Source organism: Candidatus Ozemobacteraceae bacterium, assembly GCA_035373905.1.
Classification (GTDB): Bacteria; Muiribacteriota; Ozemobacteria; order Ozemobacterales; family Ozemobacteraceae; genus MWAR01.
On the sequence record DAOSOK010000001.1, the window covers coordinates 155,835 to 175,742 of the forward strand.

Annotated in this window: 15 protein-coding genes; 5 read left to right on the forward strand and 10 right to left on the reverse strand. The window is 62.8% G+C overall.

The annotated features are described in order from the left end of the window. Window positions 1–83: 83 nt before the first annotated feature. The 10 genes from PLU72_00700 to PLU72_00745 form a co-directional block, all read right to left on the reverse strand. Entirely contained in the window at window positions 84–4,370 is a 4,287-nt protein-coding gene (locus PLU72_00700) for a HEAT repeat domain-containing protein (GenBank protein HOT26672.1), read from the reverse strand. A 131-nt stretch (window positions 4,371–4,501) separates the two neighbouring features. Next, the gene (gene ptsP, locus PLU72_00705; protein ID HOT26673.1) at window positions 4,502–6,241 is read right to left on the reverse strand and encodes a phosphoenolpyruvate--protein phosphotransferase; all 1,740 of its coding nucleotides are present in this window, start codon (window positions 6,239–6,241) and stop codon (window positions 4,502–4,504) included. Window positions 6,242–6,249: 8 nt separating this feature from the next. After that, window positions 6,250–6,522 (reverse strand): HPr family phosphocarrier protein, encoded by a 273-nt coding sequence (locus PLU72_00710; protein ID HOT26674.1) that lies wholly within the window; start codon window positions 6,520–6,522, stop codon window positions 6,250–6,252. A 10-nt stretch (window positions 6,523–6,532) separates the two neighbouring features. Further along, window positions 6,533–7,369, reverse strand: coding sequence for a PTS system mannose/fructose/sorbose family transporter subunit IID (locus PLU72_00715; GenBank protein HOT26675.1), 837 nt, complete (start codon window positions 7,367–7,369; stop codon window positions 6,533–6,535). Further along, window positions 7,356–8,159 carry a PTS sugar transporter subunit IIC gene (locus PLU72_00720; protein ID HOT26676.1) on the reverse strand — a complete coding sequence of 268 codons (804 nt, stop codon included), beginning with the start codon at window positions 8,157–8,159 and terminating at the stop codon, window positions 7,356–7,358. Before PLU72_00720 ends, PLU72_00715 begins: the two co-directional genes overlap by 14 nt. 4 nt (window positions 8,160–8,163) lie before the next feature. Continuing rightward, window positions 8,164–9,501: an extracellular solute-binding protein gene (locus PLU72_00725; protein ID HOT26677.1), complete on the reverse strand. Its 1,338-nt coding sequence runs from the start codon at window positions 9,499–9,501 to the stop codon at window positions 8,164–8,166. Next, on the reverse strand, window positions 9,498–10,619 hold the full coding sequence (gene ugpC, locus PLU72_00730; GenBank protein HOT26678.1) for a sn-glycerol-3-phosphate ABC transporter ATP-binding protein UgpC: 1,122 nt from the start codon (window positions 10,617–10,619) through the stop codon (window positions 9,498–9,500). The genes PLU72_00725 and ugpC overlap by 4 nt, the downstream gene beginning before the upstream one ends. A gap of 13 nt (window positions 10,620–10,632) precedes the next feature. Then, the gene (locus PLU72_00735; GenBank protein ID HOT26679.1) at window positions 10,633–11,100 is read right to left on the reverse strand and encodes a PTS sugar transporter subunit IIB; all 468 of its coding nucleotides are present in this window, start codon (window positions 11,098–11,100) and stop codon (window positions 10,633–10,635) included. After that, complete coding sequence (locus tag PLU72_00740) at window positions 11,097–11,522, reverse strand: PTS galactitol transporter subunit IIBC (GenBank protein ID HOT26680.1); 426 nt, start codon at window positions 11,520–11,522, stop codon at window positions 11,097–11,099. Before PLU72_00740 ends, PLU72_00735 begins: the two co-directional genes overlap by 4 nt. Window positions 11,523–11,524: 2 nt before the next feature. Beyond that, window positions 11,525–11,983: a HutP family protein gene (locus tag PLU72_00745; GenBank protein ID HOT26681.1), complete on the reverse strand. Its 459-nt coding sequence runs from the start codon at window positions 11,981–11,983 to the stop codon at window positions 11,525–11,527. A 245-nt stretch (window positions 11,984–12,228) separates the two neighbouring features. Between PLU72_00745 and PLU72_00750 the strand changes: the two genes are divergently transcribed. From PLU72_00750 to PLU72_00770, 5 genes are all read left to right on the forward strand, one after another. Beyond that, entirely contained in the window at window positions 12,229–13,272 is a 1,044-nt protein-coding gene (locus PLU72_00750; GenBank protein ID HOT26682.1) for a hypothetical protein, read from the forward strand. 114 nt (window positions 13,273–13,386) lie between these two features. Beyond that, window positions 13,387–14,073, forward strand: coding sequence for a hypothetical protein (locus PLU72_00755; protein HOT26683.1), 687 nt, complete (start codon window positions 13,387–13,389; stop codon window positions 14,071–14,073). A gap of 315 nt (window positions 14,074–14,388) precedes the next feature. Then, on the forward strand, window positions 14,389–15,717 hold the full coding sequence (locus PLU72_00760) for a hypothetical protein (protein HOT26684.1): 1,329 nt from the start codon (window positions 14,389–14,391) through the stop codon (window positions 15,715–15,717). Between the two features lie 17 nt (window positions 15,718–15,734). Further along, window positions 15,735–18,296, forward strand: a complete 2,562-nt coding sequence (locus PLU72_00765; GenBank protein ID HOT26685.1) for a radical SAM protein — start codon at window positions 15,735–15,737, stop codon at window positions 18,294–18,296. Between the two features lie 73 nt (window positions 18,297–18,369). Then, complete coding sequence (locus tag PLU72_00770; protein HOT26686.1) at window positions 18,370–19,746, forward strand: FAD-linked oxidase C-terminal domain-containing protein; 1,377 nt, start codon at window positions 18,370–18,372, stop codon at window positions 19,744–19,746. Window positions 19,747–19,908 lie beyond the last annotated feature (162 nt).

A 19,908-nucleotide genomic window follows, 5' to 3' on the forward strand; every position in this document is an offset into this window, starting at 1 on the left:
ACTTGTCGGACAGGGACGAGCGGAAAGCGCACGCCGGAGCGGAACGGTTCTCCGTTCCGGCTCCGGCGCAGAGGGTGCGTGGATCATGTGAGCTTGTTGGCCTTGAAGATTTCCTGGATGGCCGTCGAGGCGGCCTGCCGGACTTCGCGGGTCTGGTCACGCTCGGCCTTCTTGAGGGCGACGATCGCGCGAATGTCGCGAAGGGTACCCAGCGCCTCGGCCGCGGTGCGCCGCACCGAACCGTTGCGGTCGGCGAGCAGCTGGACGAGGGTGTCGACGACCTTCTCGCCGCCGATGCGGCCGAGGATGCGGGCGATGTTCTCGCGCAGGTTGTTGTTGCGGTCGCTCGCGAGCTTGAGCAGGCGCTGAACCAGCGTATCCTCGCCGATGCGGATCAGCAGGTCGCAGGCGTGGCGACGCATCCGTTCCTCGGGGTGCTTGAGGGCCTCGACGAGGACGAGATAGGCCCTGGACTTGAAGCTGACGATCGCCTCGCTGCACGCGAGCGGCACGAGCGGGGACGGATCGTCGAGCCTGGCCAGCAGGGGCAGGATCGCCTGGGTGTCGCCGATCAGAGCGAGCGCGGCGGCGGCCTTTTCCCGCACCGACTCGGCGGAATCCTCGAGCGACTTGATCAGATGAGGCAGGGCGATCCGTTCCTTGCGCTGACCGAGGGTCTCGACGGCGGTGCCGCGGACGACGGCCGACTTGTCGCTCAGCGACTTGATGATGATGTCGGGCACGCGCGCATCGGCCATCTGCGAGAGGGCCTTGACCGACAGCTGGCGCACGAGTTCCGACGTGTCGCTGGTCGTCTTCTCGAGAAACTCGACCGCGGCCGTGTCCTTGAGCTCGCCGAGCACCTGGGCAGCCTTGGCCCGGACGGCCTCGACGGCATCCTTGAGGGCTTCGATGGCGGGCGGAACGGCGGCCGTGGTGCCGATCTTGCCGATAGCCTCGATGGCGGCGCCGCGAACCTTGTCGGCCGGGTCTTTCACCAGCTGCGACAGCGTCCGGATCGCGCGCGGATCGCGGGTCTCGCCGAGAACCGAGGCGATGGCGTACCGCACCGGTTCGGCCGGGTGGGAGGCCGCCAGAAGCAGTTTCTCGACCAGTTTCCGGCTCTTGCTCGCGATCAGTTGCTTGCTGAGAAGGTCGAGTGGGATCTGGTATTCGGGCTTCTTGAGAATGTCGATCAGGGCGTCGAGCGCGCCTTCTGTCTGGATGCCGCCGAGCGCCTCGACGCACCACTGGCGCTGGGCGTTGTCGCCCTGGGCGAAGAAATCGCGGATGACCGGGATCGCCTTGTCGTTCCCGACCTTCGCGAACAGTTGCGCCACGTTGAGTTTGATCAGGTGCAGGATCTGCATGCTGCACTCGACGATCCGCTTGTCAGGGATGCCGGCGAGCTTCTTGAAATCCTTATCGGTCAGCGTGTCGCGCGCGATCTTGATCAGCAGGTCGAACGCGCGCTCGTCATCCATGCCGGCGAGCGCTTCCGCGATCGAGAACTGCGCCCAGGAATATCCTTCCTTCAAAATGACCGAGATCGGGTTCTCTTCGGTGAGGTGCTTGTCGATCGCGAGCAGGCTGTCCGCCACGGTTCGCTTGAGGTGCGCGCCGGCGGTCTCGAGAACCTTGATGAGAGGAAAAATGGCTCGGATGTTGCCGATGCGGCCGAGAACGCGGACCAGCGAGGGAACCACCGCCGCCGACTCGGTCGAGAGCGCCTTCGTCAGGGGCTCCACCGCCATCTCCTGAAGTTCGCACAGGGCCCACTCGGCCTTGGTGACGATCTGTTCGTCCTGCTCGCCAAGGGAGCGTACGAGCGCCGGAATCGCCTTCGCTCCGCGAATCATGCCGAGGGCTTCGATCGCATGCAGGCGGACGTCGCGTTCGGAGTCGGAAAGACGGTTCACGAGCGGGTCGATTGCGACCGGGTTCCCGATCTTGCCGAGGGCCTGGGCGGCGGCGATCTTCAGTTCGGGCTCGGGAGCGTCGAGGAACGGCACGAGATTGCCGGCCGTCGCCTTTTCGCCGATTTCGCCGAGTGCGTCGATCGCCTTGATGCGAACCGTCTTGTCGGCGCGGTCGAGGATGCCGAGGATGAACCGGCAGGCTTTCGGGGATTTGATCTTGGAGAACGCCTCGATGGCCAGCTGGATCTGTTTCGCGTTGAACGTCTGGGAGAGGTTGAGCAGCGGGTCGACGGCGCGGTCGCTCGCGATCTCGCCGAGCGACCAGATGATCTTTTCTTTGATCTGCGGCGTACTGACCTGGAAGATATCGATCATCGCGTCGACCGCGTTCGGGTTCTTGATCTGGCCGAGCGCCTGGATCGTCGCGAGCCGGAGCCGCTCGTTGTCCTCGCCGAGCATGACCAGGAGCTGGTCGCAGGCGGCGGTGGAGCCAATCTTGCCGAGGGCCTCGATGGCTTTGAGCCTGACTTCGAAGTCGGGGTCCTTGAGGATCGGCAGGACGATGTTGACGGACTGCGGCTCGCGGATGTTGCCGATCGCTTCGCAGGCAATGAAGCGCAGATCGTGGTTGCGGCTCTTGAGGAACGCCGAGACGGCTTTGAGCGCCGATGTGACGCCGATTTTGCCGAGGGCCTCGAGCGCGACGTAGCGAAGATCGTCGTTGTCCTCTTCGAGAAGCTTGATCAGGGGAATGACGGCCTCGTCGGAGCGGATGTTGCCGAGCGAACGGGCCGCGATGAACTTGAGCGAAGCGTCGCCCGCGGAAAGACACTGGATCAACGGCCGGACGGCCTCCTTGACGGCGGCGTCGCCGAGATACTCTGCCGCGACTTCCCGGATGTCCTTCAACTCGTCGCCGAGGAGTTTCACGAAGTCGGGATACCCGTCCGGCTGGTTGAGTTCCTTCATCTCGAGAACGATGGAATACCGAGCGTCGGGATCCTTCGTCTCGGCGAGTCGGCGGCGGCACTCGTCGAGTTCCTGCTTTGGCGTCAGCGGCGGCATCTCTTCGAGGACCGGCGTGGGGGCCTTTTCCTCGGCGGCGAGAAATTCCGCGGCAGGGAGGGAGGCTCCCGTTGGCATTGCTGGAGCGACGGGAACGGCGCCCTGCTCCTTTGAATCTATAGTTGTTTCTACAGAAATAGAGTCGAACTCGACATGCAGTTCTTCCGGCTCGGGGGCTGGCGCCGGAGCGGCTGGGCGGCGCGACTGGACGGGGGCGGGGGGGGGCGCCGCCGGGGGGGCTTTGCCTTCGATTCCCATGAACAGGCCGGCGAGGTCCTCGTCGACATCGGCGGCCGGGGATGCGGTTTCCGCGGTTTCGGCCGCGATGCCGAACTCCTCGGTCGAAGCCGGCGTTTCATCGTTGAGCGTGAAGTCCGGGGAGGGCTCGGGGGCGGGCCGCGCCTGCGGAAGAGGCGAAGCAGGCTGTTGTTTCGGCTGGGAGGTCGCGGGTGTCTGGAGAATGAACTGGTCGAGGAAGGCCGAATCCGACTCTTCGGCGGCGGAATGTCCAGCGGCCGCTCCGGAAGAGTCGGTAGCGGCGGGAGCCGCCGTGGCGGCGTCGAGGTCGCCGAACTCGAACGTGGCCGATTCGCCTGCGCCGCCCCCCATGTCGAGCGAGAATTCCTCGACGGTCTCCGTCGTCGGCAGCCGCTCTGTGGAAGGCGTCAGAACGATGGGGGCTTCCGGCTGGGGGCCGGGTTCGGCGGCCGGCATCGTCTCGGAGGCGGCCAGATCGACCGGCATGGATGGGGTATCGAGATTGAGATCCAGTCCGACGTCGGAAGGAGCCGAGCCCGGAGTCTCGGCCGGCTGTGCCGCCTGGGCCGGACTTTTCATTTCGAATTCGCTGAGATCGAGTTCCGTGGAGCCTCCGGCGGGTCCGGAGCCGAGATCCAGAGACAGGTTCCCGGGGTCGCTTCCGAGATCGAGGGCGAGGCCACCGGGGGTGCCGCCGAAATTCAGGTCGGGGATGGCGGGCGAGGGGGTGTCCAGTTCGAGGCCGGCGGGCGTCGCCTTGGAGTCGAAGGAGATGTCGAAGCCGCCCCCGGCGCCTGCGGACGTGTCGAGATTGAGGTCGAGAGGCGATTCCGTCGCTCCGCCGGCCGGAATGCCCAAATCGAGCGACAGGCCGCCCGTTGGGACGCCGGCGGCCGGAGGCGTCAGGTCGAAGCCGCCCAGGTCGAGGGTTCCGGCCGGGGTCTTGCCTTCGCCGGCCGCGGCGGCCGTGCCGGTCGCGTCGGAAAGATCGAGCGACAGATCGAGATCGAGCGGGGCACGTTCAAGCGGAGTTGCGGTGCCGCCGCCGCTTGTCGGCAGGGACATTCCGCACATATTGCAGAATTTGTTGTCGTTTTCGTTTTCAAAACCGCAGCCGGGACACTGCATATGGACCTCCGTCTTTTCTTGACCCCGCACCGGGATCTTGCGAGTATTCTACCAATCTGTTCAGACCATGAAAAGCATTTTCTCGCGATGCCCTCCCGCCGGCAAAGCAGGATCAAATCGCGAGCCGGGATTCATCCTCCCGGGTTGGCCGTCAGTTCGCCCAGGGCCGGGAACATACGCGCGTATTCGGCGGCCAAATCCACCTGTCGTCCCTCGGCGAGCATCTCTTGGACGAACATGACTACATCTCTCAATATTATATGTGGAATGATGCGGCGCATCGTCGTGACAGCGGCCGGCCGCATGCTCATCTCCTCGATGCCGATGCCGGCGAGGGTCAGAAAGCCTGCCGGGTCGGCGGCCATCTCGCCGCAGATGCCGACCCTGATCCCTTCGCCGCGAGCGGCGGCGACGCAGTAGAACAGGAACCTGAGGAAGGGGTTGCAGAGCGGGGACGCCAGCCGGGTGAGCCGCTCGTTCGTCCGGTCGATCCCGTAAAAGAACTGCAGCAGGTCGTTCGTGCCGAGGCTGATGTAGCGCGTATGCCGGGCGATATATTCCATCATGAACATCACCGACGGCACTTCGACCATGATGCCCCATTCCGGGGGGGCCGACGGGGAGACATGGTCCAGCACTCGCTTCCAGACCGTCGCAATCGACTCGAGTTCTTCGGGCGCCGAGACCATCGGGAAGATGATGCGGCAGTTGCGGCCGTCGCCGGCTCGGACCATCGCGCGGAGCTGCGGCTCGAGCACGTCGGGCCTCGAAAGCAGGAACCGGATCGAGCGGAACCCCATCGCGGGATTCACTTCATGGGAAAAGGGAAGATATTTGACGGGCTTGTCGGAGCCGATGTCCATCGTGCGCAAGACGGTCATGTCCGGCGCAGCGTCGAGCACCTGGCGGTAGATGGACTCCTGGAAACCTTCGGAAGGGAGGTCCATGCTTTCCATGAACAGAAACTCGCTCCGGAACAGGCCGATCCTGCTGATGCCGCGGCTCTTCATCGCCGCGAGTTCCTCGATACGGGCGATGTTTGCACCCAGCGCCAGTCGAACGCCGTCGCGAGTCGTCTCGCCGCTCTCCTCGGATGGTTTCTCCGCCGCCCCTTCGGGCTCCGCCGGCGCAATCGAAGCGATCATTGAGGGGTCGGGGTGGAGCGTCACGCGGCCCTCCCGGCGTGTATCGACAAGGATATAATCGCCGGTGCGCGCGACGCGCGCCAGGTCGACGAGGCCGAACACCGAGGGAATGCCCAGGGCGCCGGCGAGAATCGCCGCGTGCGAAGTGGCGCCGCCGGACTCGAGGCAGACGCCGCGCAGTTTTCCCTTGGCGAACTCGAGCAGTTCGGAGGGCGTCACCTCGTTGGAGATCAGCACGAACGGCTCGTCGCCGATTTCCCTCGCCGGGCCTTCGAGGCCCATCAGGTGGCGCAAAAGCCGGTCGCCGACATCCTTGATGTCGATGGCACGCTCGCGAAGATACGTGTCTTCGATGGCGGAGAACGCCGCCTGGAGGGCGTCGACGGTTTCCCGGACGATGCTTTCGACGTTCACCTTTTCGGCCTTGAGTCGCCGCACCATCTGCGGCTTGAACTGGGGATCGGTCAGCATCAGGAGATGGGACTCGAAAATGGCGGCGTATTTCTCGCCGTGCTTCTCCAGGGCTTCCTTCTGGGCGGCAAGAATGTCGCGACGGGTCAAAGCCGCAGCGGCCTCGAGGCGCTCGAGTTCGCTCTCGAGACGCTCCGGCGGGACGAGCGTCTTCACGACCTCGATCCGCCGGCGGTACACATAGGCGCGGGCGTAACAGACGCCGACGGAGCCCGTGATACCGGACAACTGGACTGGCGACCTGGGTTCGCTCATGGACCTGGTCAGGCCTCCTCTTCGCCGAACCGGCTGTCGATGAGGGCCTTGATTGCTTCGACGGCGGCCTCCTCGTCGGCGCCGTCGGCGATGATCGTGACGGTATGTCCCGGTCCGGCGGCCAGCATCATAACGCCGAGAATGCTCTTGGCATTGACCTCGGTGTCATCCTTCACGAGCTGGACATCAGACTCGAACGTCGTCGCCAGCTTTACCAGCATCGACGCCGGCCGTGCATGCAGTCCGAACTTGTTCTTTATCTCGACTTCCTTGCGCTTCATCCCGGACCCTTCAAATGAGAATTCCCCAGTGGTAGAGCACCAGGGCCATGACCATGAGCAGAAAAGAGATCATCAGCACGTCGACCTTCGCGCGATATCCGGCTGCCGCCAGGCCGACCAGCAACGCGGCGCCGATTCCCTGCACGAGTTTTTCCCCGATGTAGAAATACTCGAGCGGCAGGTTGGACAGCAGGAACGGCGTGTGCAGGTTGACATGGTTCGGAACGAGGTAGCAGAGCAGGGCGATGGTGGCATACCGCAACGCCAGCCGCGCGCGCTGGATGTTGAACGTCTTGAGAAGCTTGATGACGTCTGTGCCGAGTTGGTACCCCCAGAATATCCCGCGGAATCGGAAATACAAGTGGGGCATATTATACACGACCAGGAAGAGAATTGGGGTAAGCAAAAAATTCCCGAACGCCAGCGTCAGGGCCGCCGCGGCGACGAAGGGGCGCCACGAGTCCCAGAAGAAGCCGTCGCCGACGGCGGCGCAAGCCGTCATCAGGCCTTCCTTCGTGTCGTGAATGATCTCGGCGTCGATCTCGCCGCGGGCGAGCCGCTCCTCGAGCGACAGGACGACTCCCATCACGAGGGAGGAAAAATAGGGGTTCGTATTGAAATACTCGAGATGCCGCTCATACGCCGCCTTGCGCGCGGGGCCGGCCGGATACAACTCGTCGAGGGCGGGTTGCAGAGCATACAGAAATCCCATGTTCATCATGCCGCGGTAGTTCCAGGAGGCTTGCAGGAAGAAGCTCCGGAAAGCGATCTTGAGCAGCATGAACCTGCCGAACGTCGTTCCGTTCTTCCGTTCCGCGGGCATCGTCGTGGTTTCAGGCTGAGCCATGCGCTGTCCGGTATGTTCTGGCGGCGATCAGCGCCGCGGCGAGCCAGCCCGCCCAAATATTGGCCGGAAGGATCGTGAACAGGGCGATTCCGGCGACGAACCATCTCAGTTCCTGTCTGTCCTTGATGCACATGCCGGCGAGAACGGCGAAGCCGACGGAGGGGAGGAGGCCCTGGATGACGATGAATCCGGTATTCTGGCCGAAGCTGAGTGAGCGGGTGAACGCACGGAGCGGTTCGACGCCGAGCCAGGTGACGATGAAACAGAAGAGAAAGGCTTTTCCGAAGGTATACAGGCCCCCGACCGTATGGCCGACCGAAAGGGCCCAGGTGGTGTCGCTCGCATGGAGGCGGGCTGTTACCCAGCTCTCCATGCGCGTGTTGAGTCGGCGGATGCCTCGGTCGAGGGCGCGGCCGAGCAAACCGAGCGCGACGGCGACCAGAAGCGCGACCGTATTACAGACTTCGCGTTCGACGTAGGTGTCGAAGTCGCGGCCGGCGAGGAAGCCCAGGGCGACGGAGAGCACCGACGCGAGCGCGGCGTCGGGGGGCACGTTCATGCCGAGCGGGAGTTGTTCGATCCAGAGGAGCTGGAGGATCGTTCCGATCATGAGGCCGAGCTTCAGGCCGGCGGCTTCCTGGCCGACGAGGGCTCCCAGGAAAAGGCCGGTCAGCGGGGCCGCGACGATGGGCTGGGAGATCATGAACTGCCAGGTCGCCGTCGAGTCGAGGTCGACGACGCCGCCGATGAGCCCGATCAGCAGCGAGGATATCAGGTGGTCGTTCGGCATGGGTTCAGTGGCGCCTCTTCAGCACCGCCTCCATGTCGCGGACCGCATCTTCGGGCGCGACATCGCCGTTGATCACGAGCGACAGATGGTCGCCGATCGGGCCATACATGCTCCCGTTGCGGGGCTGATATTCCGTGTTTTTCAGCATCTGCAGCTGCATGATGAAGGGCGAGAGGAACGGGTCGTTCTTGACCTCGGGGTCGGTGAAAAGCGCACGGCGGGCGGGCAGGCCATAGGTGCGCTTGACGAAAATCGCCAGCCCCTCGGGGGAACAGCAGAAACGCACGAACGCCTGGGCTTCCGGCCGATGCTTGCTGCCCTTGCCGACGACGAGACTCTGGCAGCCGACCGGGCTGTGCCGGGCGAAAGGGCCGCGCGGAAGCGGGGCGACCCCGAGATTCTCGGTTTTTTCCTTGAACTCCTGGCCGGCCAGCATGTCGCGGATGGCCCAGGGGCCGTTCAGGATCATGCTGATCTGGCCGGATTTGAAACCCTGCATCATGATCGAATACGCGTCATTGCGGACGTTCACCGGGGGAACGGCTTTGTCGACCTCTTTCAGGTCGATCAGGTAGTGGAGCGCTTTCAGGGTCTGGTCCGAGTTGATGGTCAGGTTGCCCGCCTCGTCGACGTAGCGCCCGCCGAAGCCGAAGAGAAACGGCTCGAACCACCAGCCTTCCGGGTGGAGAAAGAAGCCGTAGCGCCCCTTCCCGGGATCGGTGAGCTTTCGCGCGGTCTCGCGGAACGCGTCGAAGTCTTCGGGCGGACGTTCTATACCTGCATCTTTAAAATGAGTCTTGTTGTAGAAGAGGGCGAGACAGTCCAGCGTGTGCGGGATTCCCCACGTCCGGCCGTCGATGGTGACGACGTCGCGGGCGAGGGGAAGCAGGTCTTCGAGTTCCTCCTGCATGCCGGTCGTATTGAACTCCTCGACGAGGCGTTGTTTCGCGAAGTCCTTGAGCCAGAAACGGTCGGAACGGAAGACGTCCGGGGCGGTGCCCGACTTGACGGCCTGCTCGTATTTCGCGCGGGCCTGGCTGAACGGAACGTTTTCGACGTCGACGGCGATATCGGGATATTTGAGCTTGAACTCGGTCAGGACGCCGGCGAACGCTTCGCACTCGGCCTGGTTCATCGTGTTCCAGAACTTCAGGCGCGCCTTTCCGAGACCTGGAACGATTGGGGTGCCGGAGGAGCCCTGCTTTCCGGTGCCTCCGCAGCCTGCGGCGAAAAGGGCCGCGAAGAGGAGGGTCAGACACAACAGCGCCGCCGCCAGGCCTCGACGGCCGGCGGCGGCTACGAGGCCGGATCCGGTCGACCGGCCCGAGGAAAGGAGCATCATGCCTCGCTCTGGCGCGGGATCCGATTGGTGCTCTTTTCGTCGAACAGGTGGAAGCGCGCCTGCGGAATATGGGCCGTGACAGTCTGGCCGACTTCCGCGTGCGTCGATGGGTCGACGCGGGCGATCAGGTTGTGGCCGTGCGCCTGCAGATACAAATACGTTTCGGCGCCCATCGGCTCGATCAGGTCGACGCGGGCGGGCACCTGGAGCGTCGGGATTCCGGCGGCCTTGTCGCCGATCAGGATGTGTTCGGGTCGGATGCCGAGCAGCAGGTCGTTTGCGTCGCCGATTCCCTTGAAGCTGGAGGCGAGGTTCATTTCCCAGGCGGCCGTGCCGGTGCCTTCCTTCGCCTGCAGATCCATGCCCTTGGCGGTGCGAGTGACCTTGAGGATGTTCATCGGCGGCGAGCCGATGAAGGTGGCGACGAACGTGTTGGCCGGCCGGCTGTAGATCACGTCGGGAATGTCATACTGCTGGATCACGCCGTTGTGGAGCAGAACGATGCGGTCGGCCATCGTCATGGCCTCGACCTGGTCGTGCGTCACGTAGACGAACGTGGTCATCAGCCGCTGGTGGAGCTTCTTGATCTCGGCGCGCATTTGCACGCGGAGCTTCGCGTCGAGGTTCGAGAGCGGCTCGTCCATGAGGAACACCTTGGGCTCGCGTACGATTGCGCGGCCGAGAGCGACGCGCTGACGCTGGCCGCCGGAAAGTTGCTTCGGAAGGCGTTCGAGGTAGCTCTCGAGGCCGAGAATGGTAGCGGCGTCCTTGACGCGTTTCTGGATCTCGGCTTCCGGCAGGTTGCGCAGGCGAAGGCCGAACGCCATGTTGTCCGCCACGTTCATATGGGGGTACAGGGCGTAGTTTTGGAACACCATCGCGATGTCGCGGTCCTTGGGCGGCAGGTTGTTGACCACGACGTCGCCGATGCGGAGTTCGCCGTCGGTGATGTCTTCGAGGCCGGCGATCATGCGCAGGCTGGTCGATTTGCCGCAGCCCGATGGGCCGACGAGAACGACGAACTCTCGATCGTTGATGTGGAGGTCGATGCCCTTGACGGTCGGCGACGATGCCCCTTCGTAGGTCTTGACGATCTTCGTGAATGTGACGGAAGCCATGAATGTCCTCGCTTTAGAGAATCTCGCCCAGCGGCAGGGGGTCGTTCTGGGGAGTGGGCTGGAAAACCGGCATGGGGCCGGATTTCATGATCAGGTCGAAGTGGGTACGGTCGTCGTCGTCGACGTGAAGCGCCTCCCGCAGTTCGGTCTTGCCGGGACGAGCGTGGAGCCCGCCGACGTTGATGACGGAAGGGGCGAGACCCGCCTGGAGGCAGAGCCATGCATCGCGTGGCGACGCGACCAATACAAGCGTTTCCATGACCGCTGCGCCGAGCGCGTTCGCATCGCGGGTCGAACAGAACTGAAGAGTCACGGACTGGGGGACACTCAGCCCCATCATCTCCTGACGCACGCCGTCCGCCGCGATACGGTCGTTCACGATCAGGATATGGGTCGAGCCGAGCGCGGGAAGCCAACCGACGATCACCTGGCCGTGAATCAGCCGGTCGTCGATTCTGAGAAAATGAACCGGTCTGCTCATGCGGACGGGGCTTTCTTTTTTGCCATGCGCTCTTCGTAGAACGCCTTGAGATCGATGACGCCGCGCATCGCCCCCTCGCGGGCACGCTGGGCGAGAGCGGTCACGTCGGTCGTGTTGCGGTGGTTCGCGGCCTCCATGACCATCGGGAGGTTCACGCCGGTGATGACGCGGATGTTGTCGGTTTTCAGCAGTTCGACGCAGATGTTGGTGGCGCTTCCGCCGAGCACGTCCGTCATGATGAGGCAGCCGGTTTCGCGGTAGGGGGCGATCGCGTCGAACGCTTTCTGACGCAGGGTTTCAACCGATTCACGAGCCGAGAAGGTGATCGCCGTGAGATCGGTCTGGGGACCCATGATCATGCTCACAGTCTCGACGAGCACTTGGGAGAGCGTTCCGTGGGTTATGAGCACGAGTCCGATCAAGGTCAGGCCTCCAGATAGTGATTGAGTGTGCGCGAAACGGATACTTCGTAATCGACGTCCATGCCCGGAATGCCGAGGTTGCCGTGCATGCCGAGTGCGAGATCCTTGCCGTGCGTGACCAGGCCGATCTTCATTCCGCCGCCTGCGACGTCGAGCAGCGGGCTGTCGATCGATCGCATGACGTCCTCGACCAGCCGGGTGATCGCATACCGGTTGCGCGGGGAAACGGCCAGCAGGCCGCTGTTTTCCGCGGCGCCGAACGCGTTCCGCAACAGTTTGCTTTTCAGGTTGTCGCCGCTTCCGCCGGCCCGGGTGATCACGGCGCGGATGTCGCGCTTGGCCAGCCACGCGACGAGCGCCTCGTCGAGATCGTTGGAAACCATGCAGCACAAAAGCGCCGCTTTCCCGAGCGACAGGCGGCCTTCCGCGTAGAGCAGCGCCTCGAAGGCGAACTGTTCCATCACCTCTCCGATTCAGCGGGGATGCAGATCACCGGGCCATTATATGGGGGGAGGGGGGGCTTGTCAAGAAACCCCGACGGCGGAGCGGGAAAACTTCGGCAAGCGGCATCGTTAAACATCAGGCCGAACCTGCCGATGGTAGGTGAGACTCTTTCGTTCTCTCAAATGACAAAGCGGAGTATCGCGTGATCCCGCCACCGCACGGTGCGCGGGCAGCGCCGATAAAAATGCCCATGAAACGCCTTATGAGACGTGCCTGCCTCGGAATCTCGGCGCTCCTGCTCTGGAGCGCCGGCAGCGGCTTCGGTCTGGACCTGTCAGCGTTCCGGAACTTCATGAAATCTGCCACGGGCGTCCCGGAACAGGGACGAACGTCCGTTTCGCAGAACGCTCGCGTTCAACCGGTTCGCACCCTCGGGGGCGATGCCGATGCATCCTACTCGCAGGAAAGCCGGCTCGTGACCCTCGGGAATTCGAACCAGGGGCCTCGCGATTCCCTTTCCCTGCCGCCGGAAACCCGGATCCCGGAAGGGTTGCGTCCTCTGATGACCGATCGGAAGACTCCCCGCCAGGGAGTTGGCATCTGCGGCATGAGCGGCGCCCAGTTGATTCCGTCGCCCGGCGTGCTCGAGCCGAATAAAAGCGCGGTTTCGGTGCATATCCTCCCGTTCGATTTGAAGGGGATCAACGACGAGACATACAGCGACGGCAACTACATGGATACCAATGTCGCCGTGACATACGGCGTCATGGACGGCTTCGAGTTCGGCATCGACAAAGGCTTCGGAAACCAGGACAAGTTCGACGTCAACGAGCCGGTCTACGTCAATGCAAAATATCAGGTGCCCGGGAATCTCACGCTGGGCGGCAGTTTCTGCGCGGATTCTCAGGCAGGATACCACTCGGTCTGGGTGAACGCCGGCGTGCCCGTTGCCTGGGTCGGGGTCGGCGCGAACTTCGGCGCGAACGATTATAAATTCTACTATAGCGGCTGGGACAAGCTGAAACGCGCGAAATACGGCGGATATAATTATGACTATAATAAAGGGAAAGGCTATGCCGACCCCGTCTTCTTCATGGTCGGCGGCGCCGTGCCCATGAGCGACAGCGCCCATTTCGTCTACGATTTCAACGGGGACAAGTTCAGCCTTGGCTTCCGATTCAACTACCAGAAGATCGTCTACTTCGACGCGGCCTACATTTCCGACGGCGACTACGAGCGGCTTCCCGGCGCCATCAGCCACAAACGCATGAGGAACGTCACGTTCGGCGGGTCGGTGGTTTTCTAGGCGTCTTCTTCGACCCCGAAACCGGGCCGGCATCCGCTATGGAGCCGGCCCGGTTTCGGTGATGCGCGCCGACTTGCCGAACGGAGGGAAATCGGGTAGGGTCGGGGCATGCGCATGCTATGGCGACATCTCCTGATCGTTGTTTCCGTTCTTGTCGTTTCGACCTCGGCGAATGGATTGACCTTGTACCGATACGTCGATCTCGACGGCCGCGTCGTCATCGTCGGCAGTCTCGATAAGGTTCCCGAGGAGTGCAGGAAAACGCTCAGAATCGAAACCATCGGCGAACGACGTAAACCGGAAACTGCTGAGGATTCCCAGCCTGCCGCCCGACTCGAAGCTGTTTCCCAGGGTTCGACGGAGACGGTCTCAGAGCCCCCGGAGGCGTCGAATGCGGCGGCGACGGCTTCGGAAACCGAGACGCCGGACTACGAGTATGCGTCAGCCACCCTCTGGCTCACCGAGATGCAGGAGATGCTCCGCCGGAACGACGAGATCTGGCATGTCGCGAACGCGTTCACGCCGTATCACAGGCGGATACTCGTCCTGCAGGAGGAAAACCTCCGGGCGGTCGACCGGCTCAGAAGCCTCGAATCGATGATCTGGAAAGACCATGAGGAGTGGCTCGAGAAAGCCCGCGGGGCGAACGACCAGCTCAGGCAGCTTGCGTTCACGATCACCCTGTGGCTTCGTCAGAATCCGGGCCAGATCAACCGGGAGCTTGCTCCGTTCAACAACCGGATCAGGATGGTCCTGGACCTCCTGGCGCAGGCTCTGCCGCCTGCCCGCAAGGGGCGATGAAAGATGCGTCGAATTTTGCATGACGCACCGGGGACGGGGACCCTGCCTCCGCTTTTTTGTGCGGATTGCCGATATCTGGAATATGAAACCATCGCAAACGGACATGAATCATCAGGAGCCCGGCATGAATTGCAAAAATTGCCCCGACAAGGCCGTATGCACATCTCCAATCACGAGTTGGAGCTTCGCGAACCAGAAAGAATCCGCCGGAACCCTGCTTCGCATTCTCCGGTGCAAAAGCGGGTATTCGCGGACGTAACCGCGGGATCTCGCCGGTATTTTTCCCTCGAGAGCCGCTCTTCGCCCTGGCACGCCATGGCGATTTTTTTATGCCTGCTCCTCATTGCCGGTTCGACGGGATTCGCCCAGGATGCGGCGACCGTTCCCGGAGTGTTTGCCGGCACGTCGGTGAAAATCGTCGAGCGGATGGGCGACCCCGTTCTTCGACCCGGCGAAATCGCCGAGTGCATCCTGAACGCCGACGGCCGTTTCCGGTTCGCCGCCTTGAGACCCGGCGGAAACTCGATCTGGACGCGCGGGTCATGGACGATGGAACGGTGCGATGCCGCGGGAGCGGATGTCTCGTTCAGATGCGATGATATTTCTGGAACCCTGACCGGCAGAAGGGAAGGGGATGAACTGTATTTGAAATTTTCTCCACACCCGCTGGAAACCCTTGCGTTTCGTATGAAACTGCGGGCCCCCGTGGCTGCGCCCGGCGACGGCTGGTCAGAACATGCCGGAAAACCGGCGACGTTGGCATCTGTTCCCGGCGTGTATGGCGGGGCATTCCTGGCGTCGAAGCGCACCGACAAGAGGGGAACCGACGAGATCGGAACCGTCCTGCTCATCCTCGGTCCTTCTGGAACCGTTGCGGGAGCGATACTTGCCCCGGCGCCTGGCGGTTCTGATTCGACGGCGATTCTGTGTCCGGTCGGTGGCGCATGGCGTCTCTCCGGTGACAGGTTGGTCATCCGACCTGCCTGGGGGCGTCCTGGCCCGCCGGCGGCATGGCGGAATATGAGCGTACAGATTTCCGTAGCCGGAAAGGGGCCTGTGCTCGAAGGCCTGACATCCCTGGGGGGAGTGCCGACCGACGGCTGTCGCCTGGAAAAAATCGCTCACTGGCCTGCAAACGCATTGGACGTCCAGGTGCCGCTCGTCCTTTCCAGGATCGGTGCGCTGACCCAGGCTGGCGATGGAAAAGGAGATAGCGCCATACGATTTCCCGTGCGGGTTTCGGCCGATCGGCGCCTGCTTTACGTGCGGGCAATTGACGATTCGCAGACGTGGCTCCCGTTTCCCATGATGGTCGGCAAGGACGGAGCGATCAGGGTGAATGAGGACGGTCGGTGCGGATATCTCGTGCGCGGTGACGACGGCGGAGTTGATGCCTTTCTCGTGACGACGCTGCGACCGTCTGTTCGCGGCTCTGCGGCATCTTTCATGTTCCCGGACGAAACGGGGAATGACGAACCCGTCGAACTTCCTGCAACATGCATCGGGCCGCTCTGGGTGTTCACTCTCGATATTCATCGGCGACCTCTCGACCGCAGGTCGGGCGGGGCTGGATTCCGGCGGTTGACGGCCGCCGCCCTTGCCGGACCGGAACGTCCGGTTGAAGCGGGAACGAAAAATAAATAGATATACCAATAGAATATATGTTGAAAGATCGTGAAGATATCCTTCGATGGTATGAATCCCACCGGGCCGAGATGACGAACGACGGCGTCTGGTTTCTGGGCGGTGAGCCTGGGACCCAGTCTCCGGCCGCGTGGGCCGGAGCGAAGCTGCGCGTCCTGATCGTCCGGTTGTCGGGGTATCACGACGTTGCGACGGGCATCACCCATTCCTACCTGTACCAGATGGCGCGTGACGTCGACGGCGTCTTTGCCGACCTCGCCTTTCTGCCCCCGCACAGAGACGAAGCGTTGATGCGGCAAGATGGCGTCCCCCTGCTGACGGGGACGACCTCGAAACGCCCGGCCGCCGAGTTCGACCTGATTGCGATCAGCAACTCGATCGTCCAGGAACTGCTGAACCTGCCCGCCCTTCTATACCATTCGGGAATACCGCTGACCCGCCAGGGGCGCACCGGGGAAAAATCACCGCTGATCGTTCTCGGCGGGAGCAACTCCTCAGCGACGGCCATTCTTCACGGCCCCGCGGGCGCGCTTCAGCCGGGAGAGGGGCTCGTCGACGGGGTCGTCGTCGGCGACGGTGACGACGCGTTCGGTCAGTTGCTGCGCATTCTGGTCGCGCATCGCACCGCATCTCGGGTCGAGCGGTTGGCGCGCGTCCGGGAGAACGTCGCAGGGTATTACGATCCATCACTATATAATCATAAGTATACAGAATCCGGCAGGCTCGCCGCGATCGTGCCTGAGGCCGGCGCGCCGTTTCCCGTGAAAGCGAACCGTGCGGACCTGTCCAGGCTTCGGCGGGCGCATGCGAAAAGCCCGATCTGGTATGACGAGGATTCCGCGGGGGCGTCGCATGTTGTCGTGACGGCGGGCTGCCCGTATGTCTGCTCGTTCTGCAAGGAATCGTGGGAGCAGAAGCCGTATCGCGAGCGTCCCGTCGACGATGTCGCCCGCGACGCGCTCGAACTGAAGGCTGCGCTCGGGCTTCATGAAATCGCCCTGTACACGTTCAATGCGAACACCTATACGGGGCTGATGCCCCTGCTTGACCGGCTGGATCCCCTGTTCGAACGTGTCGCCATCAAGAGCCAGAGGTTCGACGCGATCGCGAAGGCACCGGCGCTGCTCGAACGTCAGCTCGCCGCCGGAAAGCGCAGCTACACCTGCGCCTTGGAGGGCATCAGCGACCGCCTCCGGACGCTGCTTCAGAAAGGCCTGTCCGAAACCCGCCTCATGGCCGGTTTCGACGAGTTGTTCAGAAGGAATGTCCGGCAGATGAAGGTGTTCGTCATCGTGACCGGCTTCGAGGAGCAGGCGGATCTCGACGAGTTCGCGTCGTTCCTGTCGAAAATCCGGAAAAAACTCGACGGCATGAAGGGCCGGCCGGTTCTCACGTTCTCGTTCGCGACGCTGTTCAGACCGCCGCACACCCCGCTGCAATACGCGTTTCCCAGGCCCGCTCCAGATGAACTCGAACGTATCGAGCAAAGCCTCGCGGCGCTGGTTCGCAAGACCGGGTTCGAGACGAGAACGAGCGCGGGCGCTTCCGATGCGGTGGTGTCGGAGTATCTCGCCTACGGAGATCGGCGGTGCACGCCCATTCTCGTGTCCGCCTCGATCGTGCGCAACCAGCGATACCGGGGCGAGATCGACCGTGAGACGGCTGCGTTCTGGACGCAAGCCGTGAAGCGGGCCAATCTTGCAGATGTCCTGTTTCCGCGTGGCGAACCCGGGGAGGTTCTGCCGTGGGACGACATCGACGTCGGGGTCACGAAGGCGTTTCTTCTCAGCAACTGGAACATGCTTCGCGAGGGCCGCGAGTTGCCTTCGTGCATCCGCCCGCCCTGGGGAAGCAGCCAGTGCAGCGGTTGCGGCGCCTGCCGCTCGGAAGTCGAACGAGCGAGAACGCTCGAAGCCGGTCCCGGCGAGATGTCGAAATCCCCCGCCCATCCTGTCGCTTCCGCAAAATTCGTTCGGTTCCGTGTGGAGTCACAGGTCCCGCGGCGATGGGCAGCCGTGGGAAACGGCTTTCTCGGCGCGGCGATCTCGCGCCTTCTCCTTCTGAAGCTGCCGGGCTGGCTCGAGCCGTTCGTTCGCGTCGAATCCGTGATGGAAAGGCACAAGGCATTCGGAGTCTGCTTCGCCGACGTGCTTCTGAGGGGTTCTCCCGCCGTTCCGGCGAATATGGCCTGGCCGCTCGTCGATGATGCGCCCGACGGGGTGGAGTCGGCTCTCCGAATTTTGAGCGTGAAGCCGGCCGGCAAGCCCATCGCCGATGATTCGCGGCCGTTCTTCCTGCGATTTCATCTCGGCCCGCAGACCGATCGCGCATCGATTTCGAAGCGCATCGACGGGATGCTGGCGAAATACCGGTACAAGCATCAGAAGCTCTGGCGCGGCGAGTTCCTGCACTGGGAAATTCAGGCCGGCCAGGCAAAGAAGTGCGGAATCTCGAAAATACGCTGGCCGCGCGACGGCGCCGAGCTGCTCGTCGATATTCTCCACTGGCCCGAGCCTCACCTCATCAGCCAGCTCGGAGGAGCCGATCACGTCGTCGAGGTGCTCCTCATCAGCCCGTAGGGGCGCATCGTGATACGCCCGGAATGCCCCGACTGGCACTGTGTGCCATGGCCGGTTGTGATACCATGGCGGCATGTCTCGGAAGATCGGAAATCTCGACGGGTTCCTCGCCGGCATCGACAGGAGCATCTTCAAACGCGACCCGGTGACGATCGCGGCGCATGCGTATGATGCGACGAACGAGTTCCATTATCCGGCAGGCGTCGTCAGGCCCAGGAACGCTGCGGATGTCGCGGCCATCCTGACGTCGGCGAACGAGCACGGAGTGAGCCTGTTCCCGCGCGGCGCCGGTACCGGCTTCTCGGGCGGCTCCCTGCCCGTCGACGGCGGCGTCGTGATCGACTTTCTCGGCATGAGCCGCATTCTCGACATCGACGAAGAAAGCATGACGGCCCGGGTCGAACCGGGCGTCGTCACCCTCCACCTCCAGGAGGCCGTCGAGGCGCGCGGACTCTATTACCCGCCCGATCCGGCCTCGCTGAAAATCTGCACGATCGGCGGCAACATCGCCGAGAACGCCGGCGGCCCTCACTGCCTGAAATACGGCGTCACGCGCGATTACGTCCTGTCGCTCGACGGCTTCACCGCAGACGGCAGGCCCTTCGGCGCCGGAAAAGGCACGCTGAAGGACCGGGCCGGCTACGACCTGAAACACCTCTTCATCGGAAGCGAAGGCACGCTCGCCGTCTTCACGGGCATTCTCCTCCGGCTTCTGCCCAGGCCCGAAGATCGCATCCTGTTCTCCGCCTATTTCGAAGACCTGAACGATGCGACCGCGATGGTGAATACGCTCCTGAAACGCGGAATCGCCCCTTCCTCGCTGGAATTCATGGACAGATCGGCTCTTCAGGCGGTCGAGTCGTATGCGAAACTCGGCATCAATACCCGCCACGAAGCCGTTCTGATCGTCGAGATCGACGGCCGGTCCGATGAAATGCCGCATCTCCGACGGATCACGGAAGAGTGCCTGTCGAAAACCGCCGCGGAAATCAATGTCGCAACGGACAAGCGCGAACAGGACCAGCTCTGGGAAGTCCGCCGCAAAGCCAGTCCCGCGATGCGCGCATTCGGCAACAAGAAAGCGAACGAGGATATCGTCGTGCCTCGCCGCAATGTGCCGGCCTGCATCCGCGAACTTCGCGAACTCGCGGACCGCGAAAAACTCAATATCATCAGTTTCGGCCACATCGGAGACGGGAATATCCATACGAATATCATGTACGACAGCGGAAACCCTGATGAGCGCGTTCGCGTTGAGCGCGGCCTGACGCAGCTTTTCGCCATCGTCAACAAATACGACGGCGCCGTCTCCGGCGAGCACGGCATCGGCATCGCCAAGAAACGCTATCTTCCCGCGAATCTCGATCCCGTCAGCTACGATCTGATGCGCTCGATCAAAAAAATGTTCGATCCCAACGGCATCCTCAACCCCGGCAAAATGTTCTATTGAGTTCCGCATGACGCAAGCCGATTCCGAATTCCCGTTCGTGCTGAGCCTGTCGAAGCACGAGAGACGTTCGTCCTTCGACAAGCTCAGGGCGAACAGGTGGATGTTCTCCCTGGAACGAAAAATCAAATATGGTATATAAAATAAAATATACGAAATCGTCTC